This window comes from Isoptericola sp. b515 (genome assembly GCF_030588125.1).
In the GTDB taxonomy this organism is placed as follows: domain Bacteria; phylum Actinomycetota; class Actinomycetes; order Actinomycetales; family Cellulomonadaceae; genus Isoptericola; species Isoptericola sediminis.
In genome coordinates, this window is the sequence record NZ_JAUQYR010000001.1 from 66932 (window position 1) to 92045 (window position 25114).

The window sequence follows — 25114 nt, forward strand, 5'->3', positions numbered from 1 at the left end:
GCCGCCGGAGCACCGAGCGTCTCACAGCGGCCCCGATCGTGCTGTGAGATCGGTGCTGCACCCGCGACACACGGCGTCCCTACAGTGACGGACATGACCACCGGACGCCCGCGCACGATCGCCGAGCACACCCGCGCGGCGCTCGCGCGCGTGCAGCCGCTGCCGGTGACTCCCGTGCGCCTGGACGACCCGACGGTCGTGGGCCTCGTCCTCGCCGACGACGTCGCGGCGGCGGCCCCGGTCCCGGCGTTCGACCACGCGGCCATGGACGGGTACGCCGTCCGGCTCGACGACCTGCCGGCCGACGGGTCGGCCGTCACCCTGCCGGTGCTCGCCGACCGCCGGCCCGGCCGACCCTCCCCCACCGACGTTGTGGGCATGAAAACTGCAGCTCCGGACCCACCCGGAGTTGCAGATTTCCTGCCCACAACGGCCGCCGGCGGAGCAGCCGACGGCGGAGCGGTCCGGATCATGACCGGAGCACCCGTGCCCGACGGGTTCGACGCCGTCGTGCCGGTCGAGCGGACCTCCACCGGGCACTTCGTGGCCGGGGGGCCGACGACGGAGCGCACCGTGACCCTCTCCCGACAGGCCCGCGACCACGTACGTCGCGCGGGCACGGACCTGCGCCGGGGCGACCCGATCGCCCGCGCAGGGGACGTCGTCGGCCCGGGTCTGGTCGCCACCGCGGCCGCCGCCGGGCTCGTCGAGCTACCGGTGCGCCGCCGTCCCCGGGTCGCCGTGCTGTCCACGGGCTCCGAGCTCGCCCCGCTCGGGACCACCGAGACCGGCACGATCGCCGACTCCAACTCCCTCATGCTCGCCGCGCTCGTGCGCGCCGCAGGCGCCGACGTCGTACGCATCGGCGCGGTCCCCGACGACGCGGACGCCCTGCGCGCCGCCCTGGACCACGTTGTGGGCATGAAAAACGCGGGTCCGGACCGGCCCGAGGCTGCAGATTTCATGCCCACAACGGGAGTGGTGGACCTGATCGTCACGTCCGGCGGGGTGTCGGCAGGGGCCAGCGACGTCGTGCGCGAGCTCCTCGACTCCCCTGATGTCGCGGACGTCGACGTCGCCACCGTCGCCGTGCGCCCCGGCAAACCGCAGGCCCTGGCCACCTGGCGCGGCACACCGTGGATCGCCGTGCCCGGCAACCCGGTCAGCGCCTTCGTCTCGACCGTGCTCTACGCGCTGCCCGCGGTCCGGCGCCTGGCCGGGCTCGACGTCCCGCCCGCGGCCACCGCCCGCGCCGCCGTCGGGTGGCCCAGCCCGTCCGGCACGGAGCAGGTGGTCCCCGTCGTGACCGGACCCGACGGCGTCGCCCCGGCCGGGCCGGACGTGCACCGGCTGTCCGCCCTGACCGCCGCGGACGCGCTGGTGGTCGTCCCCGCCGACGTCGAGCACGTCGCCCCGGGCGACCGGCTCCCCCTGGTCCCGATCCCGGGGGCGCGATGAGGTACGACGCCGTGGTGCTCGCCGGCGGCCGCGCCTCCCGGCTGGGCGGTGCCGCCAAGCCCGGGGTCGTGGTGCGGGGACGACCCCTGTTCGACCACGTCCTGGCGGCGACCACGGCCGCCGAGCGCACCGCCGTCGTCGGGCCGGAATCCCTGCGCCACGCCACCGACCGCACGGGCGTCGTCCTGACCCGGGAGGACCCGCCCTTCGGCGGTCCGGTGGCGGGTCTGGCGGCGGGTCTCGCCGCGCTGGACCGGCCGGACGCCCCTGCCTGGCTCCTCGTGCTCGCCGTCGACGTCCCCGGCGCGCCGGACGCCGTCGGTCCGCTCGTCGCGGCGGCCTCCGCCGCCGCCGATGTCGACGGCGTGCACCTGCACCGTGGCGGTCGGGCGCAGTGGCTGACCGGGCTGTACCGGCGTGCGGCCCTGACCCGCACCCTGGCGGGGACGGACCCGCACGGCGCTCCCGTCCGCCGGCTGGTCGCCGACCTCCGGCTGCTCGCGCTGCCCGACGAGACAGGGGTGAGCGACGACGTGGATACCTGGGACGATGTACGCAGGCTCTCCGGGCGCCCGGCGGGGAGCGGCAGCGAGGAGGAGACGCCATGACCGACGAGATCCCCGCCGTGCTCGCGGGCTGGGTGACCGCCGTCGAGCAGGAGCTCGGTCTGCCCGCGGACAGCATCGACGTCGGCGAGGTGCTCGACCTCGCCCGCGACGCCGCCCACCACGTGGCGCGGCCCGCCGCGCCGGTGACGACCTATCTCGTCGGGTACGCCCGGGGGCTCGCCGCCGCGGCCGGCCGGGCCACCCCCGACGACGACACCGCCGAACGCGCCGCCCGCCTGGCCCTGGGCTGGCGGCCCGAGGGGACGTGAGGCCATGACGCTCGTCGACCTGGGCATCCCCCGCCTGCCGACGTCCCGGCGGGACACCTCCCTGCCCGGCGACCGGCCGAGGACCCCGCAGCTCGTGGACTCCTTCGGCCGGGTCGCCACGGACCTGCGGGTCTCGCTCACCGACCGGTGCAACCTGCGCTGCACCTACTGCATGCCCGCCGAGGGGCTGCCGGCCCTGGCGCGGGAGAAGGTGATGACGCGCGCGGAGATCGCCCGGCTGGTCGGCATCGCCGTGCGCGACCTCGGGGTCCGGCAGGTGCGGTTCACCGGCGGCGAGCCGCTGCTGCGCCGAGACCTCACCGAGATCGTGGCCGACGTCGCGGCGCTCGACCCCCGTCCGGAGATCAGCCTGACCACGAACGCCGTCGGCCTCGACTCCCGCGCCGAGGCGCTGCGCGACGCCGGGCTGGACCGCGTCAACGTCTCCCTGGACACGCTCGACCCCGACACCTTCGCCCGCCTGGCCCGGCGCCCGTTCCTGGAGCGCACCCTGGCCGGGATCGAGGCGGCGGCGCGGGTGTTCGACCTGGTCAAGATCAACGCCGTGCTCGTGCGGGGGGTCAACCTCGACCACGCCGCCGACCTGCTGTCCTGGTGCCTGGAGCGCGGTTTCGAGCTGCGGTTCATCGAGCAGATGCCGTTGGACGCCGACCACGCGTGGGACCGCACCGCGATGGTGACCGCGGCCGAGGTGCGCGAGCTGCTCAGGGAGCGGTTCACCCTGGCACCGGACGCCGAGCCCCGCGACGGAGCCCCGGCGGAACGGTTCGTCGTGCGGTCCCGCGACACCGGCGAGCGGCTCGGCCGCGTCGGCATCATCGCCTCGGTGACCGAGCCGTTCTGCGGCGACTGCCGCCGCACCCGGCTCACCGCCGAGGGCGGGATCCGCGACTGCCTGTTCGCGCACACCGAGACCGACCTGCTCGGGCCGCTGCGCGAGGGCGCACCGGACGACGTCGTCGCGGACCTGTGGCGCACGGCCATGTGGGGCAAGCGGGCCGGTCACGGCATGGACGACGCGTCGTTCGTCCAGCCGGAGCGGACCATGAGCGCGATCGGAGGCTGAGGACGTGCTGGAGCTGCGCTACTTCGCGGCGGCCCGGGCCGCGCTGGGACTCTCGGGCGAGTCCCTCACGATGCCCGACGGGGCCACCGTCGGCGACGTCGTCGGGCGCCTCGGCACCCGCACGCCCGGGGCCACGCCGGTGCTGGCCCGCTGCTCGGTGCTGGTCGACGGCCGCCGGGCGGCACCGGACGACGTCGTGCCCGACGGCGCGACGGTCGACCTGCTGCCGCCCTTCGCCGGCGGCTGAGCCCGGGGCGCCGGGCGCTCCGCGCCCGGACAGCGCTGTGGGCATGAATTCTGCGGTCGCGGATCGCTCCGCGGCCGCAGAATTCATGCCCACAGCGGGAGAGACGGGGCTACCGGGCGGCCTTGTGCTCCCGGATGACCTCGGCGGCCTGGGTCAGCACGTCGGACAGCTCCCCGACGACGGCGAAGTCGCAGATCTCGAAGATCGGCGCCTCGGGGTCGTTGTTCACCGCGACGATGACCTGCGAGGCCTGCATGCCGCCGCGGTGGTGCGGCGCACCGGAGATCCCCGCACCGACGTAGAGGCGCGGGGCGACGGTGACGCCCGTCTGGCCGATGTACCGGTCGTACCAGCCCTCGAACACGGCGTCGCGGGTCGCGCCCACGGCCGCGCCGACGGCGTCGGCGAACTCGTGCACGGGCCCGAAGTCGCCGTCGGTGCCCCGCCCGCCGGCGACGACGATCGCCGCCTCCTCGAGCGTGGGACGGTCCGTGTCCCGCACGGTCTCGGTGCGGGAGGTGACCGTCGGCAGGTTTCCGGCGACGTTGACGACGAACCCCTCGACCTCGGTGGCCACGGCGGTCTCCGCCGGCTGCGGGACGACGGCGTTGGCCCGGACGGTCAGCGCGGCGACGTCGGTCGTGACGCGGCTCGCCGTGTCCCAGGACCCGGCGAAGACCCGCTTGGTGCCGACGATGTGCCCCTGGTCGTCCTCGGAGACACCCGCGGCGTCGATGATGACGCCGGCCCCGAGCTCGCGCCCGGCCAGGGCCACCGCCTCCTTCGCGCCGAACGTCGCCGGCGCGAGCACGACGTCGGCGTCGGTCAGACGCACGGCGGCCGCCAGCACGGCGGCGACGACGGCGGACAGGTGACGGGAGTCGCCCCGCAGGTCGGCGGGCAGCTCGGCCTGGTGGACGGTCTCGACCCCGTACGCCCCGAGCTGGGCGAGCGCCTCGACGCTCGGCGCCTCCAGGGTCACGGCCTCGACGCGGCCCAGGGTGCGGCCGATGGTGAGCAGCTCCAGGACGCTCGAGCGGACCTCGCCGGCCGGGTCGAGCAGGACCAGAACGGTGCGGTTGTGGGTGGGTTCAGCCATGTCGTCGACTCCGTTCAGACCAGCTCGTGGCGGATGAGGTACTCGGCCAGGGCCTTGCCGCCCTCGCCCTTGTCCTGGACGAGCTCGACGGCGGGCTTCTCCGGGCGGGGCGCGGCGTGCGTCGTCTCGGTGCGGGCACCGGCCGTGCCCACCTGGCCGGGGTCCAGGCCCAGGTCGGCCGCGGTCCACGCCTCGATCTCCTTGGAGCGGGCGGCCATGATGAGCTTGAAGTTGGGGAAGCGCGGCCGGTTCGCGGTGTCCGCGACCGACAGCACGGCCGGCAGCGGGGCCAGCAGCGACTCGGCGGCCTCGTCGGTCTCGCGGGTGACCTCCACGGACCCGTCGAGCAGGGCGATCTGCTTGGCGAAGGTGACCGCCGGGCGGTCCAGCTCGGCGGCCAGCAGTGCCGGGACCACGGAACCCAGGCCGTCCAGGGCGGCCATGCCGGTGATGACCAGGTCCACCGGTCCCTCGGTCTCCAGGCGGCGGACCGCGGCGGAGAGCGCCGTGGCGGTGCCGAAGTAGTCCGACCCGGCGAGCGCGTCGTCGGAGACCCGCACGCCGCGGTCGACACCCATCTGGAAGGCCTTGCGCAGCGCCATGTCACCCTCGGGCGGGGCCACGGTCACGGCCACGATCTCGCTGGACGCCTGCTCGGCCTCGTCCAGGGACTCGACGAGGCGCAGCGCCGCCTCGAGCGCGTTCTCGTCGAGCTCGTTGAGCGTCCCCACGCCCGGGTCACGATCGACCCGACAGTCCACGAACTTCCGCTCGGCGTTGATGTCCGGCACGTACTTCACGGGAACGGCGATGCGCACGAGGAACCCTTCCGACGGTCTCGAGGATCAGGGTCGGGGTGGCGGACACCACCCTCGGCCCGAGCCTACTCGTCGCCGCGCGACCCTCCGACACGAGTCCACGTCGGGCGACGTCGACGTGACCATCGGCCTCCCACGGTCCACCATGGGTCCATGGAGGCCGCCAGACCGAAGGTCACACCCCTCACCCGTCCCACCCGGACCCGGAGCCACGTCCCCCCGCTCGGGGTCCGTCCCACACCCGACGGCGGCATCGACGTCGCCGTGCTCGCCTCGCACGCCCACGGCGTCGAGCTGTGCCTGGTCGACGTCGTCGACCCGGACAAGGACCAGCACGACCCCGAGCGGTACACCGAACGTCGCATCACCCTCGACGGGCCGACGTACGGCGTCTGGCACGGCCATGTGGCGAACGTCTCACCCGGCCAGCGGTACGGGTTCCGCGTGCACGGTCCCTGGGACCCGGGCGCCGGGATGCGGCACAACCCCGCCAAGCTGCTGCTGGACCCGTACGCGCGGGGCATCGAGGGCGAGGTCGCCTACGTCCCGGCGACGCTGGGCGGCGGCGCGGGCGACGACGGCGGCCCGGACGAGCAGGACTCCCTGCCGTACGTGCCGCACGCGGTGGTCATGCCCGCCGAGCAGGGACCCCGGTCCTCGCAGCGTCCCCGTGTGCCGTGGGCGGACACCGTCGTGTACGAGGCGCACGTACGGGGCCTGACGCTGCTGCACCCGGAGGTCCCCGAGGAGCTGCGCGGCACCTACGCGGGGCTGGCGCACCCGGCCGTGATCGAGCACCTGACCTCGCTGGGCGTGACGACGTTGGAGCTGCTGCCCATCCACGCCTCGACCGCCGAGCCCTGGCTCGCCGGCCGCGGGCTGACGAACTACTGGGGCTACTCCACGATGGGGTTCTTCGCCCCGCACCCCGCCTACGCCACGGCGGCGGCCCGCGAGGCGGGTCCCGCCGCCGTCCTGGACGAGGTCCGGGGCATGGTGCACCTGCTGCACGAGGCCGGGATCGAGGTGATCCTCGACGTCGTCTACAACCACACCTGCGAGGGCGGCGACGACGCCCTGCACCTGTCCTGGCGCGGCCTGGACAACACGCTCTACTACCTGCACGACGGCGGCACGCCGGCCCGGCTCGCCGACGTCACCGGCACGGGCAACACCCTGGACTTCCGGCGCACCCGGGTGGTGCAGATGGCCCTGGACTCCCTGCGGTACTGGGCGGAGGTCGTCGGGGTGGACGGCTACCGGTTCGACCTCGCCGTCACCCTCGGGCGCGACCACGACGGCTACAACCCGGACCACCCGTTCCTGTCCGCGCTGCGCACCGACCCGGTGCTGTCGGGGCTCAAGCTGGTCGCCGAGCCCTGGGACGTCGGACCGGGCGGCTGGCGGACCGGCCGGTTCCCCGCCCCGATGGCGGAGTGGAACGACCGGTTCCGCAACGCCGCCCGGTCGTTCTGGCTGGAGGCCGCCCGGGCCGGGTCGCACGGCGCCCCCATGCACGGGCTGCGCGAGCTCACCACGCGCCTGGCGGGTTCCGCCGACCTGTTCGGGCACTCCGACCCGCCGCTGATGCGGGGGCCCGTGGCGTCGGTCAACTACGTCACGGCGCACGACGGCTTCACCCTCGCCGACCTCGTGGCGTTCGACCACAAGCACAACGAGGCCAACGGCGAGGACAACCGCGACGGCACCGACGACAACCGGTCCTGGAACCACGGTGTCGAGGGGCACACGCCCGAGGGCGACGACGCCACGACCGAGCCGTGGTCCGCGGTCGTCCCGCTGCGCCGGCGCTCGCAGCGCAACCTGCTGGCCACCCTCCTGCTCGCCGCCGGTACCCCGATGATCACCGCCGGTGACGAGATGGGTCGCTCGCAGGGCGGGAACAACAACGCCTACGCCCAGGACACCGCGATCTCCTGGGTGGACTGGGACCTAAACGCCGCCGACCGGGAGCTGCTGGCCACGGCCCGCTACCTGGTCGGCCTGCGCAGCGAGCACGCGGCGCTGCGCGCGGAGTCGTTCTTCCTCGGCACCCCGCGGCCGGGCGAGGACCACCCGGACCTGTTGTGGTTCGGCACCGACGGCATTCTGATGGACGCCGAGGCCTGGGCGGTGGACGGGCGGCGCCTCATCCAGATGCTGCGTCCCGGCCCCGGCGACGACGAGGCCGACGTGCTGTGCGTCCTGCACGGCGGGCTGGAGGACGTCGTGCTGACGCTCCCGGAGCCGCTCGAGGGCGCCGGACCGTGGCAGCGCGTCTGGAGCTCGACCTGGGACACCCCCGACGGACCGGAGCAGGCCGACGAGGAGGAGACCCCGGGCACGGCGCTGGTGGAGTCGCTGAGCGTGGAGGTGTTCGTGGCGCGCCGCTGACGGCACGACCCTGGGCGAGCCGTCCCGGCTCTGCCAGACTGCGCGCATGACAGACGCCGAGGTGATCGTCATCGGGGCCGGGCTGTCCGGCCTGGTCACCGCCACCGAGCTCACCGCCGCCGGGCGGCGCGTGGTGCTGCTCGACCAGGAGCCGGAGGCCTCCCTGGGCGGGCAGGCCTGGTGGTCCTTCGGGGGGCTGTTCCTCGTGGACTCCCCCGAGCAGCGGCGGCTCGGGGTCCGCGACTCGGCCGAGCTCGCCTGGGCGGACTGGCTGGGTTCGGCCCGCTTCGCCCCGGGCGCCGAGGACGGCGAGGGGCCCGACCGGCACGGGTACGCCTGGGCCAAGCACTTCGTCGAGGCCGCCTCGGGGGACCTGCGCTCCTGGCTGCACGCCAAGGGGGTGCGCTGGTTCCCGCTGGTGCAGTGGGCCGAGCGCGGCGGGTATCCCGCCGGCGGGCACGGCAACACGGTGCCGCGGTTCCACGTCACCTGGGGCACCGGGCCGGCGATCGTCGAACCGTTCGTCGCCGCCGCCCGCGAGGCCCGCTCCGCCGGGCTGCTGGACCTGCGCCTCCGCCGTCGGGTCACGGAGCTGGTCGTCACCGACGGCCGGGTCACCGGGGTGCGTGCGGAGATCCTGGCCGACGACGAGGCGGTCCGTGGGGCGCCGTCGTCGCGCGAGGTGGTGGGCACCGAGGAGCTCTCCGCCGGCGCCGTCGTCGTCGCCTCCGGCGGCATCGGTGCGAACCACGACCTGGCGAGGGCCCGCTGGAACCCGCGGCACGGCGAGCTGCCCGCCCGGATGCTGTCCGGCGTCCCCGACTCCACCGACGGGCTCATGCTCGGTCATGCCGCCGACGCCGGGGCTGCCCTCGTGCACGAGGACCGCATGTGGCACTACCCCGAGGGCATCGCCAACCACTCCCCCGTCTGGACGAACCACGGCATCCGCATCCTGCCGGGACCGTCCTCGCTCTGGCTGGACGCCGACGGCGGACGGCTCCCGGCGCCCCTGTTCCCCGGGTTCGACGCGCTCGGCGCGCTGCAGCACGTGACCGCCCGCGGGGACGACCACTCGTGGTTCGTGCTCAACAAGGCGATCATGGAGTCCGAGTTCGCCCTGTCCGGGTCCGAGCAGAACCCCGACCTCACCGGCAAGGACCTGCGGCTGCTCGCCCAGCGGGTGCTGCCCGGCGCCGTCGGGCCGGTCGCGCGGTTCGCCGCCGAGTCGCCGGAGTTCCTCTGGGCCGACACCCCCGAGGAGCTCGCCGGGCGGATGAACGCGCTGACCGCGGCGACTCCCGGGTCGCGCGGGCACGTCGACCCGGCAGCGTTGGCCGCCGTCGTCCGTGCCCGCGACGCCCAGGTCGCCTCCGGGCTCGGCAAGGACCCCCAGGTCGTGGCCACGCGGGCCGCCCGCGACTTCCGGGTGGACCGGATGATCCGCGTCTCGCCGCCGCGGCCCCTGACCACGCCGAAGGACGGCCCGCTGCTCGCGGTGCGGCTGTCGGTGCTGACCCGCAAGACCCTCGGCGGGCTCTGGTGCGACCCGTCGGGCCGGGTCCTGCGCGACGACGGCTCCGTCGTCGACGGGTTGTGGGCCGTCGGCGAGGCCGCGGGCTTCGGCGGCGGCGGCGTCCACGGGCACCGGGCGCTGGAGGGGACGTTCCTGGGCGGGTGCCTGCACACCGGCCGCGTCACCGGCCGGGCGCTGGCCGCCGACGGCTGAGACTCCCTGACCCCCACCTCCACCGGCCGCGGTCACCGCGCCGCCTCGGGCTCTCGCCGGTTCCCGCCCGCGCACGCGTCGAGCACTGCCGGGCGTTGCGGGCGTCGGAGGCCTGCCGGACGATTGACGAGGCGGCGGGAGGTGCAGTCTCATGGGCGACGAGCGCGCCGATACCCACGACCGTGGAAGTGATCACGACGCCTGGTCTCGGGCCGCAAAGGTGGCAGCCGTCGTCGTCCCGGCCCTGAGCGTTCTCATCGCGGCGCTGGGCCTGTCGCTGGACTGGTGGACCTCCCGTTCGCAGTCCGAGCCGTCGGCGTCTTCGGCACCGACGGTCAGCCGCACCGGGGCCGACGTCGTGGTCCGAAATCTGTCGGTCGGGATCGGCACGGTCGACAGCAGCCTGGGCGCGGACGAGTGGACGGACGAAGGCGTCGAGGTCACGGTGACCTTCGAGAATCTCGGCGACCGGTCCGCTCTCGTCACGAGCGTCTCCGGGGACGTCCTGTACAGCGAGGCGCTCTACGTGTGCCTGGGCCAGGGAGGACGCGTCTTCGCATCCGAGTTCCCGGACCTCCCGCTGGACCCCGGCACGTTGAAGGAACCGCCCGACGACGAGGGGCGGGTGATCGGCGTCGCACGACAGCCGCGAGACTTCGAGATCCCGGCCGGGCAGATCGAGGCGATGGGCCTGACGCTGGGCAACGGCACCAAGACCGTGCCGTACGTCTCCGTGGTCGAGCTGCGGGCGACCATCGCAGGCGACGAGGAGACGGAGGTCGACCTCGGCACTGTCGCACTCGTCTCGCCGCTGTCGCTGCTGGGCGACTACCGAGGCATGCCGTTCTGGTCGAGCTCTGCGCGTCCGTTCTGGACGCTGGACGGACCGTCCGAGATCGACGACGTCGACTGCACCTCGACGCTGCAGCAGCACGTCGACGTGCTGGAGCGCGCGGCGGCGACCCACGCGGCGAGTGTCGCCGATGCAGGCTGGCCCGAGTCGCTGGCGGAGAACTCGGTCGCCGAGGACTTCGCGGAGCTCCTCGAGCGATACCGGGCCCGTTCGCAGGCCGGCATGGCGGATGCTGATGCCTCGAAGACATCGACCGCGTTCCCGGTGGCGAGCAGCGAGCGGGACGAGTGCCCGGACCCCACCAGACCGCCCGAGCTCCGGGAACAACACCGCGTGGGTTGGGACGGAGACACGGCGATCGGAATCGTCACCGGCGGATGTCGCCCTGCCTCCGACGGTCCGGGATGGGCAGAAGTCATCGAGTTCGACACCGGGCGGACGCTCCAGCGCCTGGTACCCGATCCGGAACGCCCCCTCACCGAGGCCATCGGACGGGTCTCGCTGCTCATGGACGAGACCGACCTCTATGTCCGCGGAACGGTCCCCGCCGAGGGTTCGACCACCACCGTGTACTTTCCCTTGACGCGCGAAGAGGGCGGGTACCTGCTCGGCGACGCAGTGTGCTGGGGGTCAGCCGGCACGGTGCCGTGCGGCGAGGTGGCGACGGACTAGGACGCGTGCGAGGTCGCGGTGCAGAACGGTCGGGGGCGGGTGGGCATGCCCGTCACTCCGCCCCTCGTGCCCGATCCCTGGCGAGCGGCGGCCGTCGAGCTGCCTGGTGGTCCTCGGGAGGGCCGACTGACCGGGGTCCGGGCATGTTGGCGCGCACTCCCTTGCGTGCCTGGCTAGCGTGGGGGGCGTGACGTCGCCGAAGCCCGCCCCGCCCCAGCCCATCGGTCGCATCCCCGTGCTCGAGGTCTCCCCCGTCGTCGAGGGTGGGCGCTGGCCCGCCAAGGCGACGCCCGGTGAGGTCGTCCCGGTCGAGGCCACCGTGTTCCGCGAGGGCCACGACGCCGTCAACGCCACGGCCGTGCTGTTCACGCCGGACCGACGGCTGCACTCCTGGGCACCGATGGAGGACATCGCCCCCGGTCTGGACCGGTTCCAAGGGTTCCTGCAGCCCGACGCCACCGGGGACTGGTCCTTCCGCGTCGAGGCCTGGTCCGACCCGTACGCCACCTGGGCGCACGACGCGACCATCAAGATCCACGCCGGCCAGGACGTCGAGCTCATGCTCACCGAGGGCGCCCTGCTGTTCGAGCAGATCATCACCCCACGCCTGCAGCGCCGGCGGACCCCCGAGGAGGCGGAGCTCCTCGAGCGGGCGGCCCGCGAGCTGGCGAACACCGCACGGCCGGCCGAGGCACGGCTGGCGATGGCGACCACCCACGCGGTCCGCGACGCGCTGCGCCGGATCCCGCTGCGGAAGCTGGTGACGCCCAGCGCCACCTACCCCCTGCGGGTGGACCGCCGCCTGGCGCAGACCGGCGCCTGGTACGAGATCTTCCCCCGCTCGGAGGGTGCCACCCGGTCCCATGACGGCACCTGGCGGTCAGGCACGTTCGGCACCGCGGCCCGACGCCTGCCGGCCATCGCGGACATGGGGTTCGACGTCGTGTACCTCACGCCGATCCACCCGATCGGCACGACGTTCCGCAAGGGCCGCAACAACACCCTCGAGGCCGAGGCCGGCGACCCCGGCAGCCCGTACGCCATCGGCTCCCCCGACGGCGGCCACGACGCCATCCACCCGGACCTCGGCGACGAGCAGGACTTCAAGGCGTTCGTCGACGCGGCGCGCGGCAACGGCCTGGAGGTCGCTCTCGACCTGGCGCTGCAGTGCTCGCCGGACCACCCCTGGGTCACCGAGCACCCCGAGTGGTTCACCGTCCGGGCGGACGGCTCCATCGCCTACGCGGAGAACCCGCCGAAGAAGTACCAGGACATCTACCCGCTGAACTTCGACAACGACCCGACGGGCCTGTCCCACGAGGTCCTGCGCATCGTGCGACTGTGGATCGACCGCGGGGTGACGCTGTTCCGGGTGGACAACCCGCACACCAAGCCGCTGGACTTCTGGGAGTGGCTGCTGGCGGAGGTCCGGGCGACCGACCCGGACGTGATCTTCCTGTCGGAGGCGTTCACCAAGCCCGCGATGATGCAGACCCTGGGCCGGATCGGCTTCCACCAGTCGTACACGTACTTCACCTGGCGGAACACGGGCGAGGAGGTCACCGAGTACCTCGCCGAGGTCGCCGGTGAGCAGGGCGCCGTGATGCGCCCGGCGTTCTGGCCCACGACGCACGACATCCTGCCGCCGTACCTGCAGCACGGCGGGGTCGCCGGGTTCGCCGTCCGCGCGCTGCTCGCCGCGACGGGCAGCCCGACCTGGGGCATCTACTCCGGCTACGAGCTGGTGGAGAACGTGCCCCGCCCGGGGGTCGAGGAGCAGATCGACAACGAGAAGTACGAGTACCGGCCCCGGGACTGGTCGCAGGGCGACGACATCGGCATCGCCACCCTGCTGCGGCGGCTCAACGAGATCCGTCGCGACCACCCCGCGCTGCAGCAGCTCCGCAACGTCACGATCCACCCGACCACGAACGACCAGGTGATCGCCTACTCCCGGCGCGTGCGCGCCGAACACCTGCCGGCCGCCGGCCGGCCCGGAGCCACCCAGGACGACATCGTCCTGATGGTGGTCAACCTCGACCCCCACCACACCCAGGAGTCGACCGTGCTGCTCGACCTCGAGGCCCTCGGTCTCCGCAAGCCCGACGACGTGGAGGACCAGCCGTTCTTCACGGCCCACGACGAGCTGTCCGGGACGAGCTATCCCTGGGGCGCGCATCCGTACGTCCGTCTCGATCCCCAGGTCCAGGTCGGTCACGTGCTGAAGGTGGTGCCGGCATGAGCTCCTCGACGAGCACCGGCGGCGTGGACGTCCCTCGCCCCATCACCCGGCAGATCCCCGTCCAGGCGCTCCCGCCGCGCCGCCAGCCCGAGCCGCCGCCGCTGCCGAAGCCCGGCCTCACCGAGGACCCGGAGTGGTACCGCAAGGCGGTCTTCTACGAGGTGATGGTCCGTAGCTTCACCGACTCCGAGGGCGCCGGCTCCGGTGACCTGCGCGGCGTGATGGACCGGCTCGACTACCTGCAGTGGCTGGGCGTCGACTGCCTGTGGCTGCCGCCGTTCTACCCCTCGCCCCAGCGGGACGGCGGCTACGACGTCGCGGACTTCACCGCGATCGCCCCGCAGTACGGCACGCTGCAGGACTTCAGCCGGCTCATCGAGGCGGCCCACGCCCGGGGCATCCGGATCATCATCGACCTGGTCATGAACCACACCAGCGACCAGCACCCGTGGTTCCAGTCCTCCCGCTCGGACCCGGAGGGGCCGTACGGCGACTTCTACGTGTGGTCGGACGACGACACCGCGTACGAGGACGCCCGGATCATCTTCGTCGACACCGAGACGTCGAACTGGACGTTCGACCCGGTACGCCGGCAGTACTTCTGGCACCGGTTCTTCAGCCACCAGCCGGACCTCAACTACGAGAACCCGAAGGTCGCCGAGGCGATGTTCGACGTCGTCCGGTTCTGGCTGCGCTCGGGGGTCGACGGCTTCCGGCTCGACGCCGTGCCCTACCTGTACGAGGAGGAGGGCACCAACTGCGAGAACCTGCCGCGCACGCACGAGTTCCTGCAGCAGGTGCGCCGGATGATCGACGAGGAGTTCCCCGGGCGCATCATGCTGGCCGAGGCGAACCAGTGGCCGCAGGACGTCGTGGACTACTTCGGGACGAGCGAGGACCCCGAGTGCCACATGTGCTTCCACTTCCCGGTGATGCCGCGCATCTTCTACGCGCTGCGCGACCAGCGGGCCACCCAGCTGCTCGACATCCTGGCCGACACCCCGGAGATCCCGGCCGCCGGGGGGCAGTGGAGCACGTTCCTGCGCAACCACGACGAGCTCACCCTGGAGATGGTCTCCACCGAGGAGCGCGCCGCGATGTACGGGTGGTACGCCCAGGACCCGCGCATGCGCGCCAACGTGGGGATCCGCCGTCGGCTCGCGACGCTGCTGGACAACTCCCGCAAGGAGATCGAGCTCGCGCACGCCCTGCTGCTGTCGCTGCCGGGCAGCCCGTGCCTGTACTACGGCGACGAGATCGGCATGGGCGACAACATCTGGCTGCCGGACCGTGACGCCGTGCGCACCCCCATGCAGTGGACGCCGGACCGCAACGCCGGCTTCTCGACGGCCGACCCCGGCAAGCTGTACCTGCCGCTGAACCAGTCGCTGGTGAACCACTACCACCACATCAACGTCGAGGCCCAGCTGCACCAGCCCACGTCGTTGCTGCACTGGGTGCACGGCATGCTCGGCGTACGCCGGCTGCACCCCACCTTCGGCACGGGGACGTTCACCGCCTGCGAGGTCGACGACGAGGCGATCCTCGCCTTCGTCCGCTCCGACGACGAACAGCTCGTCGTGGCGGCCAACCTGTCCACGACCGCCCGCTCGGCCACGATCTCGCTGCCGGGGATGGAGGGCTGGTCGCTGACCGACCTGTTCGGCGGCGGACGCTTCCCCGAGGTGTCGGACGACGGCACGGTGCGGCTCTCCTGGGGCTCGCGCGACTTCTACTGGCTCATCGCCACACCACCGGACCAGCACGACGACGAGGGGTAGACCAGATGATCGACGTCTCCGTCCAGCACGCAGCACCCGACCCGAGCGTCGGCGACCTGCTCGCGGCCTGGCTCCCGACGCAACGCTGGTTCCCCGGCGGGGCGTCGGTCCAGGCCGAGCCCTGGTTGGCGGTGACGTTCGACCAGGAGGAGGTCGACCTCGCACCCCCGGAGGGTGCGCACGGCGACGTCGTGCTGCTGCTCACGCGGCTCCGCGGCCCGGAGCTGCCCGGCGGGGAGGTCGTGGCGCAGGTCCCGCTCGTGCTCAGCGACCCGGAGGACGTCAGTCTCGGCCACATCGGGACCGTGGAGACCGCCACGGGCGAGGTGGCGGTGCACGACGGCGGGGCGAACCCGGCGTGCTGGGTCGCGCTGCTGCGCGCGATGGGCGTGGCGGGCGACCCCACCACCCTCACCGAGCGCGGCCGGGTGCTGGCCGGCGAGCAGTCGAACACCTCGGTGATCCTGCCCGGCGTGCCGTCGCCCTCGGGCGCCGGCGGGATGCTGAAGATCCTGCGCACCATCGCCGACGGCCCGCACCCGGACGTCGTCGTCCCCCAGGCCCTGACGGCCGACGGCTGGGAGGGCGTGCCGCGGTTCCTCGGCGCCCTCGAGATCGACACCGACGACGGCGCCGTGCACCTGGCGATCCTGTCCGAGCTGGTGCCCCACGCCGAGGACGGTTTCGAGATGGCGTGCGACGTCGCCAGCCGCGGTGAGCCGTTCGTCGAGCAGGCCGACGCGCTGGGCCGGCTGGTGGCGGAGCTGCACCAGCGCATGGCGACGCTGCTGCCGACCGGGCCGCCGCTGGACGCCGCACGGTTCGTGGCCGGGCTGCGCCGCCGCGCGGACCGCGCCGTCGCCGAGGCCGAGGTGCTCGCGCCGCGGGCGGCCGAGGTGACGGGTCTGCTGGACGATCTCGAGCGTCGGCTCGCCGCTCTGCCGGAACCCGTGACGACCCAGCGGATCCACGGTGACCTGCACCTCGGCCAGACCCTGTTCAGCGAGGGCTGGAAGGTGCTCGACTTCGAGGGCGAGCCCCAGCGCTCGGTCGACGAGCGCACGGCGCCCGACCTGCCGCTGCGCGACGTGGCGGGGATGCTGCGCTCCTTCGACTACGCCGCCGCGGTGGGCGAGGCCCCCGAACCCGCGAGCTGGCAGGCCGAGGCGGCGGACGCCTTCCTGGCCGGCTACCGCAAGACCGTGGTGGACCACGCCGGCATGGACGAGGACACCGCGGCGGTCGTGCTCGACGCCCTGGTGCTCGACAAGGCCCTGTACGAGGTGGTGTACGAGTCGCACCACCGCCCGACGTGGCTGCCCATCCCCCTCGGCGCCGTCGACCGGCTGCTGCGGGACTGACCGCCGGTGACGCGTGCGTGTTGCGGACGCGGCCCGGAGAAGGACGTGGAAAGGTGGACGACATGACGCCCGTGCCAGCAGCTGTCGACCCGGAACTCCTCACCGCCGTCGCGCGCGGCACGACCCACGACCCGCACTCCGTGCTGGGCGCGCACCTGCTGCCCGCCGAGGCGGGCGGCGCCCCCGCCGCCGTCGTGCGCGTGCTGCGACCCCTCGCCGACGAGGTCGTGGTGCTCACGGTGGGCCCCGACGGGGAGGAGGAGCACCCGGCGACGCACGAGGCGGGCGGCGTGTGGAGCGCCGTGGTGCCGGCACCGACCGGCGACGACGGGACCCGGCACGCCCCCGACTACCGGGTGCGCACCCGCTACGCCGACGACGTGCACACGGCCGACGACCCGTACCGGTTCCTGCCCTCCCTCGGCGAGGTCGACCTGCACCTCGTCGGCGAGGGCCGGCACGAGGAGCTGTGGAAGGTCCTCGGGGCGAACCGTCACGTCTACCCGAGCGCGCGCGGTGACGTCGTCGGGACGTCCTTCGCCGTGTGGGCGCCGAACGCCCGGGGCGTCCGCCTCGTCGGGGACCACAACCGCTGGACGGGCATCCACCCGATGCGCTCCCTCGGCTCCAGCGGCGTGTGGGAGATCTTCGTGCCCGACGTCGGGCCGGGGACGCGGTACAAGTACGAGATCTGCGGACCGGACGGGATCTGGCGGGCCAAGGCCGACCCGCTGGCCAAGGGCACCGAGGTGCCGCCCGCCACCGCCTCGGTCGTCGTGCACAGCGACCACACCTGGCAGGACGACGCCTGGATGGAGCAGCGTGCGTCCCGGGACCAGCACGGCGGACCGATCAGCGTCTACGAGGTCCATCTCGGCTCCTGGCGTCCCGGCCTGGGGTACCGCGAGCTGGCCGAGCAGCTCACCGACTACGTCGTCGAGCAGGGGTTCACGCACGTGGAGCTGATGCCGGTCGCCGAGCACCCCTTCGGCGGGTCGTGGGGCTACCAGGTCACCAGCTACTACGCACCGACGTCCCGGTTCGGCAGCCCCGACGACTTCCGGTATCTGGTCGACCGGCTGCACCAGGCCGGCGTGGGCGTCATCCTCGACTGGGTGCCCGCCCACTTCCCCCGGGACGAGTTCGCCCTGGCGCGGTTCGACGGCACCCCGCTGTACGAGCACGCCGACCCCCGCCGCGGCGAGCAGCCGGACTGGGGCACCTACGTGTTCGACTTCGGCCGCCGGGAGGTGCGCAACTTCCTCGTCGCGAACGCCACCTACTGGTTCGAGGAGTTTCACGCCGACGGCCTGCGCGTCGACGCCGTCGCGTCGATGCTCTACCTCGACTACTCCCGCAACGAGGGCGAGTGGACCCCCAACGTCCACGGCGGACGGGAGAACCTCGAGGCCATCAGCTTCCTGCAGGAGGCCAACGCCACGGCCTACCGGCGCTCCCCCGGCGTGCTGATGATCGCCGAGGAGTCCACCGCCTTCCCGGGGGTCACCCGACCGACGGACGCGGGCGGTCTCGGGTTCGGCCTGAAGTGGAACATGGGCTGGATGAACGACACCCTGCAGTACGTCTCCAAGGACCCGATGTACCGCAGCCACCACCACGGCGAGCTGACCTTCTCGCTGGTCTACGCGTTCTCGGAGCAGTACGTCCTGCCGATCAGCCACGACGAGGTCGTGCACGGCAAGGGCTCGCTGCTGCGCAAGATGCCCGGCGACCGGTGGCAGCAGCTGGCCGGCGTGCGCTCGTTCCTCGCCTACCAGTGGACCCACCCGGGCAAGCAGCTGCTCTTCATGGGCTGCGAGTTCGCCCAGGAGGCCGAGTGGAGCGAGGGAGCCGGTCTGGACTGGTGGAGCCTGGAGGACGCCGGGAACGCGGGCGTGCAGCACCTCGTCCGCGACCTCAACGGGCTGTACCGGGCGACACCGGCCCTGTGGGAACGTGACTTCGACGGTTCCGGGTTCGAGTGGATCGAGGGCGGGGACGCCGCCCGCAACCTGGTCGCCTACGTCCGCCGTGCGGCGGACGGCTCGCCGGTGGTCGTGGTGGTCAACTTCGCGGGCGTGCCGCACGAGGGCTACCGGCTGGGGCTCCCCCACGGTGGTGCCTGGTCCGAGGCCCTCAACACCGACGCTCCCCGCTACGGCGGTTCCGGCGTCGTCAACGAGGGTGACGTCGTGGCCGAGGACGTCCCGTGGCAGGGGCGCGAGCACTCGGCGACGGTGCGGGTCCCCCCGCTCGGCGCCCTGGTGCTCACGCCCCGCTGACCACGGCGGGCGTCAGTACAGGTACATCATCATCTTCTTGCGGGCCTTGACCACACGGGAGTCGGACGTTCCCACGACCTCGAACAGGTCGACGAGCCGCGCCCGCAGCTTCTCCTTGCCCTCGGCGTCGGCCGTCGGCATGAGCTGCAGGAGGCGGTCGAACGCGTCGTCCACCTTGCCGCCGAGCATGTCCATGTCGGCCACGGCCAGCTGGGCCTCGACGTCCGCCGGGGCGTCCGCCGCCGCGGTGCGCACCTGCTGCAGGTCGGCACCGCGGGTGCGCTGCATCAGACGCACCTGGGCCAGGCCGGCCACGGCCTGGGCGTCGGTGGGGTCCTGCGTGATCGCGCGGGAGTAGGCGGTCTCCGCCGCCTCGAGGTCGTCACGCTCGATGGCGTCGTACGCCTCCTGGTGCAGCGGGGGCAACGGCTCCTCCGGCTCCTCGGCCGGCTCGTCGGACTCCTCGGCCCCGCCCGGGGCGGGAACCCGGCCCGTCACGCCGTTCTGCTCGGCGGCCGCCAGGACCTGGTCCAGCACGCCGCGGATCTGCTCCTCCGAGGCCGCCCCCGCGAACAGCGGGAGCGGCTGACCCTGCAGCACGGCGACGACGGTGGGAACGCCCTGCGGCTGGAACGCCGAGGCGATCTGCGGGTACGCGTTGGCGTCGACGCGACCCAGCAGGAACCGGCCGGCGTACTCGTCGGCGAGCCGGCCCAGGGTGGCGCCGAGGTCCGCGTTGGCCTGGTCCGTGGGCATCCACAGCAGGATCACGACCGGGTACGTCGTCGAGTCCTGCACGACCTGCTGGAAGTTCGCGTCCGTCACGTCGACGACGTACCCGCCGGCCGTCGGGGCGCCTCCCGGCTCCCCCGGAGGCGGGGACTGGGGCCGGTTGAGGGCCGACAGGTCGACGGCGCCGCGCGGGCTGAAGCTCGGCTCGGGCGTGGGAGTGCTCATGGGCACATCCTACGAAGTCTGCGCCGACGTCTCAGCCGTCGTCCTTCTTCCGGTCGGTGTTGCGTTCGCCCGGGATGTCGTTGGCGGCAGCCGTGGACACGTGCGAGTACCCCAGCGGGCGGATCGGCTCCTCGGACCCGGCCGGCGGCACGTAGAGGGCGACCTGGTCGGTGTACTCCACGTAGAGCTGGTCGGTGTTGTCGGCGTCGCCCATCAGCGTCTTCTGGGAGGGCGTCAGCGGACCGATCTCGCCGTCCTCCTCGACCGTGACCCGGATGTTGCCGTCGAGTGCACCCATGACCACCGCACCGCCGTCGGACGTGCGCACCGCGACGACCTGGTCGTCCCGGGAGGCGAACGCGATCTTGTACTCGCCGTCCGCCTCCTTGAAGGCGTCCGCACCGCGCACGCTGCTGGCGTCCTTCTGGACCCGCTTGACGAGGTCCGTGCTCTCGCCCGGCAGCTCGAACGCGCCGGCGTGCTCGGAGTCGTCCGGCCCCTTGGCCACGAGGTCCGCGTACTGCGAGAGCGCCTGTCGCGGGGTGGCCCGCAGCGAGTCGTCGTCCGGCGCCACGGCGTCGGAGCCGATCGCCTCGGGGTCGGCGAAGTTCGGCAGCGTCGTGCCGGGGATGAGCTGCACCCACGACCACAGCTTGTAGTTGTCGCGGGCCGAGTCCTGCTGGTAGGCCACCAGGCGCGGCACCTCGAGGTTCTCGGTCGGCTGCGTGATGGTGAAGCTCACCCGGGGCCACGACTCGGTCGTGGGCAGGATCATCGCCTCGAGCTCGGTCGGGATCCTCGTGACGAGCGAGTCGTCACCGCTCTTCTTCGCGACCTCGATCTGGGTGCGGCGCACCTCCAGCGCCGGGCCCTCCACGCGGGGGCGCAGCTGGTCGGGCTTCTCGTTCTCGCTGGCCTTCGTCAGCGACCCGGCGACCTCCTCGACCACGCGGGTCTGCTGCGCCGCGGTCAGCGCCGGTCCGGCGACGGGCTCGTCCGGCTCCGGGGTCGGCAGCTCCTCGGCGCATCCGGCCAGCAGGACGACGGTGGTCGCCACACCGGCGACGGTCGCGCGCCGGCGCCCCGGCCGGCGGGTGGAGTCCTTCATCGCTTGTCCTCGTCACTCGTGTCGTCGTCGCTCGTCGGCGTGCCGGCGGCGGTCGTCCCGCCGAAACCCCAGGTCTCCCGCCAGGCGGAGGCCCTGCGGTCCGCGGCGGACTGCGCGCCGCCGGGGTCCGCGGCCGACGGCGAGGAGGTTCCTCCGGGGCGCGGCACCACGGGGGTCTGGCCCGTCAGGGCGCGCAGGGCGCGGCCCATGCCGCCCATGCCGGACTGCTCGGCGGCCTTGCGCTCCTCCTCGCGACGGCGCAGCTCACGTCGCGTGAGCGGCCGCGCGGCCGTGTCGTCCGACCCGGCGGTGTCCGCCGACGACGCGGGAGCGGTGGGAAGCGCCGGCGCGGGAGCGGGCACCGGCGCGCCGCCGGCGGACGGCTCCGGTGCCGGGACGGGGGCGTCCTGGGCGTCGGCCGGGTCGGCGTCGCGACGCAGGCGCGTGCGGCGCCGGAAGCGCCCGGCGACCGGCACCTGGTCGGTGCCGCCGGCCGCGTCCTGCGGGTCGGTGCCCTGCGTCGGCGCGTCCTCCGCGCCCGAGGCCGTGCCGTCGTCGTGCGGGGCGTTCGGTGACGCGGCCGCCGCGCCGGGCCAGGTCCCGCCGGAGCGGGACGTCGCCGCGCCCGCGCCCGCGCCGACGGCCGGCCCGAACGGGGAGGTGCCGGACGGCGTGCCGGTCCCGGGGGACGTCGTGCCGCTCGAGGAGACCGTGGTCGACGCCGCGCCGGCCGTGGCGCCGGCGGTGCGGCGCTTGCGGCTCCGGGTCGTGCGCCGCGACATGGCCAGCAGCACCAGGCCGATGATCAGGAGCACACCACCGACACCGACGGCGGGCCACAGCAGCGGCGTCGAGACGTCCCGGTCCCAGGTCAGCTCGAGCGTCGGCGCCTCGGCCGGAGCCGCCTCGTCGGCCTCCGCCGCCTCGGCGTCCTCACCCTCGGACTCCTCGGCGGGGGCGGCACCGGTCGCCGCGGCGAGCAGGACCCAGCGGCCCGGACGGTCGGTCCAGCGCAGGCTCACCTGCTCGGCGTCGACGAGCTCGGTGTCCCACATGTCGGAACCTGCGGGGTTCGGCGGCGGTTCGGCCTCCGCACCCTCCTCGCCGTCCTCCGAGGACTCGGCCTCCTCGTCCGCGGCACCGGCGACCTGCTCGGTGGAGAGGGTCTCCCAGTCGCTCAGCCCGGTGACCCGGGTGTACGCGTCCTCACCGAGCCACCCCGCGACGTCGACCTCGCGGCCCACCACCACGGCGACCTCCTGCCCCTCGGGCACGGAGGCCGTGACGGTGACCTCGGAGTCGACCAACCCGAGCACACCCGGGTCGGTGACGACGAGCGTGCCGTCACCGGCGGGTCGAGCCGTGGCGACGACGGAGTCGGACTCGCGCAGGACGGTCGCGGTCGCGACCCCGAACGCGATGGCTCCCAGTCCGGCAAGGACCAGGACGACACCCAGAATGCGTTGCAGCACCGAGCTTCCCTTTCGACGTGGACACCTCAGGATAAGGACGCGCGAGCAGCGGCCGGACGCCGGGTGGCGTTCGGCCGCATCGGTTCACGAACCCTTCACGAGTCCGGTACCAGCATCCTCGACCCTCCCACGCCTCGACCACCGACAACACCCGGACGGGGCCGCGCAGGTGCCGGGGCGGCACGTCCCAGCGCCGTACCTCACCCGCCCACGGGTGTCGGTGGGCCTCCCGGGCCACTATTCTGATCGGTGCCTTCCCCTACTCTCAGCGGTGCCGGGGCACCCACGACGTCCGGAGGTCCTCCCGTGTCCGACGAGCGCACGCTCTTCCCGATCACCATGCGTGGATACGACCGCGCCGCCGTGGAGAGCCAGATCTCCCGTCTCGAGCAGGCCCTGGAGGAGGCACGCCGCAACGTCGAGGCCACCGACTCGCGGGCGATGCAGCTGTCCTCCGAGCTGGCCGACGCCCACCGGCAGCTCCGCGAGAGCGACAAACCGTCGTACGCGGGCCTCGGCGCCCGTGCCGAACGGCTGCTCCGCTCGGCGGACGAGCAGGCGGCCGAGGTGCTGACGCAGGCGAACCAGCAGGCCTCCGACATCATGGCCCGCGCGAAGCTCGCCGCGGGCCAGGTGCGCCAGCGGGCGGAGTCCGAGGCCTCCGAGCTGCTGTCCAGCGCGCGCCGCGAGGCCGAGGAGATCCGCTCGACGACGGCCGCGGAGGCCGAGGGCGCGCTGCAGGGGGCCCAGCGTCGCGCGGAGGAACTCGTCGGGTCGGCCGAACGCGAGGCCGCGCTGATCACCAGCAGCCTGACCACCGAGGAGAACGAGCGCCGCGCCGGCCTCGAGCACGAGATCGGCACGCTGCGCACGACGGCGGAGCGGGAGGTCACCGAGGCGCGCGTGCAGGCGGACCGGGAGATCGCTCAGCTCCGGGCCTCCGCCGCCGCCGAGTCGGCCGCCCTGCGCGAGGAGGCCGAGCGCGAGGCCAACGACCTCATGGAACGCACCCGCAACGAGGCCGCCCGCATCGTGGCCGAGGCCAAGCACCAGGCGGCCGAGTCCGCCAACTCCGTCACCTCCGAGCTCGAGGACCTGCGCGAGCAGGCGCGGACGACGCTCGCCGACGCCGAGCTGCAGGCCGCGCAGACCCGCGAGCGCGTCGAGACCGAGGCGGCGCAGCGGCACGACGCCGCACGCACCGAGATCGAGCGCATCGTGCGCGAGGCGGAGGAGCACGCGGCGGAGGCGGAGAAGCGGGTGGCCGCGGCCCTGCAGCAGGCCGACAAGGTCCGGTCCGAGTCGGACGCCTACGTCAAGGAGCTGGTGGCGGACGCCCGCCGGACGGCCGACTCGATCGTGTCCGAGGCGCGGACCTTCGCCGAGCAGACGATGTCCGACGCCCAGGCGGAGGCCGACCAGAACCGGACCGCCGCCGAGCGCCAGCTCGAGGACCTCACCCGCCGCCACGACTCGATCAACTCCTACCTCGAGGAGCTGCGGGGCCTGCTCGGCACGGAGAAGGCCCGGGAGGTCGCCGCCGAGGCACCGGCCGACGAGCCTGTCGAGGAGCCCGTCGTGTCTCCCGCCGCCTCCTCCGCGGAGTCCCCCGCGGAGCCCGCGGCGGAGGAGCCCGCGGCCCCTGTCGTGGAGGCCGAGGAGGACGAGGAGCCGGCCGAGGAGGACAGCTACTCCCGGGACCTGACCCCGGCCCAGCGCGCCCGCTTCGCGTCCACGCAGTCGGCCGACCCGGGCAGCGCCTCGTCGGCTCCCGCGCCCGGCGACTCCCCCGCCGCCGAGAGCTCCGCGCCGTCCCGGAACTGACCGGACCGTCGAGGGGCCGTCGCCGTGGCGACGGCCCCTCGGTGTCTCCGGGCGGCTCAGAGCTGGGCGACGACCCGCTCCTGCAGCGCGGCGAGAGCGCGCGCCACGGCGGCGGGCTCCTCGATCGTGCTCAGGTGCGCGGCGTTCGCCACCACGTGCAGCGTCGCGTCCGACGCCGCGTCCACCATGTGCTTGGCCTCGTCGATCGGCGTGATCGAGTCCTCGGCACCGACGACGACGGCGACGGGACCGGGGAACCGGTGCAGCACGTCCGTCCGGTCCGGCCGGGCCGCCATCGCGCGCTGGGCCCACGCGACCGCGGACGGGGACTGGGAGCGGATCCAGTCGTAGACCGTCGGGTAGAGGCTGCGCCGCTCCATCTGGCTGGTCGGCCCGAGCAGCTTGTCCGGCATCCCCATGACCGCGTCCAGCGTCTGGGAGTCGGCCACCGTCCGCGCGGCGGCCAGCCGTCCGGCCCGCGCCTCGTCGGTGTCGGCCGTGGACTTGGTGTCCACCAGCCCGAGCCCCTGGACGATCTCCGGGTGGCGCTCGGCGAGCGCGAGGGCGACGTAGCCGCCCATCGACATGCCGACCACGGCGCCGTTGCCCTCCCCCGCCGCGCGCAGCGCCGCGTGCACGGCGTCCGCGGCCGCCTCGAGCGTGGGCGGGAGCTGACCCAGGTCGCTGTGGCCGAAGCCGGGAAGGTCCACGGCGACCACCCGCAGGCCGGGCGGCAGCTCCGCGACGACCGGGTTCCACATCCGGTGGTCCAGGGGGAAGCCGTGGAGGAGTACCAGCGGGACGCCCGCCCCGTCGTGCAGGACGTGCGTCGCCAGGGTCGAGGGCGTCATGG

Annotated in this window: 19 protein-coding genes; 13 read left to right on the plus strand and 6 right to left on the minus strand. The window is 73.8% G+C overall.

Annotation, left to right across the window (positions count from 1 at the left end):
* Positions 1 to 93 precede the first annotated feature (93 nt).
* The 5 genes from Q6350_RS00240 to Q6350_RS00260 are packed head-to-tail and all read left to right on the plus strand — an operon-like array spanning position 94 to position 3669.
* Positions 94 to 1458, plus strand: a complete 1365-nt coding sequence (locus Q6350_RS00240) for a molybdopterin molybdotransferase MoeA (protein WP_305064617.1) — start codon at positions 94 to 96, stop codon at positions 1456 to 1458.
* Positions 1455 to 2066, plus strand: coding sequence for a molybdenum cofactor guanylyltransferase (locus tag Q6350_RS00245; RefSeq protein ID WP_304602391.1), 612 nt, complete (start codon positions 1455 to 1457; stop codon positions 2064 to 2066). The genes Q6350_RS00240 and Q6350_RS00245 overlap by 4 nt, the downstream gene beginning before the upstream one ends.
* Positions 2063 to 2335, plus strand: coding sequence for a DUF6457 domain-containing protein (locus tag Q6350_RS00250; RefSeq protein ID WP_304602392.1), 273 nt, complete (start codon positions 2063 to 2065; stop codon positions 2333 to 2335). The genes Q6350_RS00245 and Q6350_RS00250 overlap by 4 nt, the downstream gene beginning before the upstream one ends.
* A gap of 4 nt (positions 2336 to 2339) precedes the next feature.
* Positions 2340 to 3422, plus strand: coding sequence for a GTP 3',8-cyclase MoaA (gene moaA / locus Q6350_RS00255; RefSeq protein ID WP_304602393.1), 1083 nt, complete (start codon positions 2340 to 2342; stop codon positions 3420 to 3422).
* 4 nt (positions 3423 to 3426) lie between these two features.
* Positions 3427 to 3669 carry a MoaD/ThiS family protein gene (locus Q6350_RS00260; protein ID WP_304602394.1) on the plus strand — a complete coding sequence of 81 codons (243 nt, stop codon included), beginning with the start codon at positions 3427 to 3429 and terminating at the stop codon, positions 3667 to 3669.
* Between the two features lie 109 nt (positions 3670 to 3778).
* On the opposite strand, the gene Q6350_RS00265 is transcribed toward Q6350_RS00260, so the two are convergent.
* Both Q6350_RS00265 and Q6350_RS00270 read right to left on the minus strand, forming a co-directional pair.
* Entirely contained in the window at positions 3779 to 4768 is a 990-nt protein-coding gene (locus tag Q6350_RS00265; RefSeq protein WP_304602395.1) for an electron transfer flavoprotein subunit alpha/FixB family protein, read from the minus strand.
* Positions 4769 to 4782: 14 nt separating this feature from the next.
* Positions 4783 to 5586: an electron transfer flavoprotein subunit beta/FixA family protein gene (locus Q6350_RS00270; protein WP_304602396.1), complete on the minus strand. Its 804-nt coding sequence runs from the start codon at positions 5584 to 5586 to the stop codon at positions 4783 to 4785.
* A gap of 153 nt (positions 5587 to 5739) precedes the next feature.
* Between Q6350_RS00270 and glgX the strand changes: the two genes are divergently transcribed.
* The 7 genes from glgX to glgB all read left to right on the plus strand — a co-directional run bounded on the left by glgX (position 5740) and on the right by glgB (position 18900).
* The gene (gene glgX / locus Q6350_RS00275) at positions 5740 to 7980 is read left to right on the plus strand and encodes a glycogen debranching protein GlgX (protein ID WP_304602397.1); all 2241 of its coding nucleotides are present in this window, start codon (positions 5740 to 5742) and stop codon (positions 7978 to 7980) included.
* Between the two features lie 46 nt (positions 7981 to 8026).
* Positions 8027 to 9709, plus strand: coding sequence for an FAD-binding dehydrogenase (locus Q6350_RS00280; protein ID WP_304606833.1), 1683 nt, complete (start codon positions 8027 to 8029; stop codon positions 9707 to 9709).
* 220 nt (positions 9710 to 9929) lie between these two features.
* Positions 9930 to 11234 carry a hypothetical protein gene (locus tag Q6350_RS00285; protein WP_305064621.1) on the plus strand — a complete coding sequence of 435 codons (1305 nt, stop codon included), beginning with the start codon at positions 9930 to 9932 and terminating at the stop codon, positions 11232 to 11234.
* Between the two features lie 178 nt (positions 11235 to 11412).
* Positions 11413 to 13476, plus strand: a complete 2064-nt coding sequence (locus Q6350_RS00290; protein WP_304606831.1) for an alpha-1,4-glucan--maltose-1-phosphate maltosyltransferase — start codon at positions 11413 to 11415, stop codon at positions 13474 to 13476.
* Positions 13473 to 15257: a maltose alpha-D-glucosyltransferase gene (gene treS, locus Q6350_RS00295; RefSeq protein ID WP_171245519.1), complete on the plus strand. Its 1785-nt coding sequence runs from the start codon at positions 13473 to 13475 to the stop codon at positions 15255 to 15257. The genes Q6350_RS00290 and treS overlap by 4 nt, the downstream gene beginning before the upstream one ends.
* A 5-nt stretch (positions 15258 to 15262) precedes the next feature.
* A complete protein-coding gene (locus Q6350_RS00300; protein WP_304602402.1) occupies positions 15263 to 16618 on the plus strand; it encodes a phosphotransferase in 1356 nt (451 codons plus the stop codon).
* A 62-nt stretch (positions 16619 to 16680) separates the two neighbouring features.
* The gene (gene glgB, locus Q6350_RS00305; RefSeq protein WP_305064625.1) at positions 16681 to 18900 is read left to right on the plus strand and encodes a 1,4-alpha-glucan branching protein GlgB; all 2220 of its coding nucleotides are present in this window, start codon (positions 16681 to 16683) and stop codon (positions 18898 to 18900) included.
* Between the two features lie 12 nt (positions 18901 to 18912).
* Here glgB and Q6350_RS00310 read toward each other — a convergent pair whose 3' ends face one another.
* The 3 genes from Q6350_RS00310 to Q6350_RS00320 are packed head-to-tail and all read right to left on the minus strand — an operon-like array spanning position 18913 to position 22437.
* Positions 18913 to 19857, minus strand: coding sequence for a tetratricopeptide repeat protein (locus Q6350_RS00310; RefSeq protein ID WP_305064627.1), 945 nt, complete (start codon positions 19855 to 19857; stop codon positions 18913 to 18915).
* 31 nt (positions 19858 to 19888) lie between these two features.
* Positions 19889 to 20965, minus strand: a complete 1077-nt coding sequence (locus tag Q6350_RS00315) for a hypothetical protein (RefSeq protein ID WP_171245515.1) — start codon at positions 20963 to 20965, stop codon at positions 19889 to 19891.
* Positions 20962 to 22437: a hypothetical protein gene (locus Q6350_RS00320; RefSeq protein ID WP_305064629.1), complete on the minus strand. Its 1476-nt coding sequence runs from the start codon at positions 22435 to 22437 to the stop codon at positions 20962 to 20964. Before Q6350_RS00320 ends, Q6350_RS00315 begins: the two co-directional genes overlap by 4 nt.
* A gap of 306 nt (positions 22438 to 22743) precedes the next feature.
* On the opposite strand from Q6350_RS00320, the gene Q6350_RS00325 reads away from it, so the two are divergent.
* Positions 22744 to 24261 (plus strand): hypothetical protein, encoded by a 1518-nt coding sequence (locus tag Q6350_RS00325; protein ID WP_305064631.1) that lies wholly within the window; start codon positions 22744 to 22746, stop codon positions 24259 to 24261.
* 56 nt (positions 24262 to 24317) lie between these two features.
* Here the strand turns inward: Q6350_RS00325 and Q6350_RS00330 are convergent, their stop codons facing one another.
* Entirely contained in the window at positions 24318 to 25112 is a 795-nt protein-coding gene (locus tag Q6350_RS00330) for an alpha/beta fold hydrolase (RefSeq protein ID WP_369810807.1), read from the minus strand.
* Between the last annotated feature and the right edge of the window lie 2 nt (positions 25113 to 25114).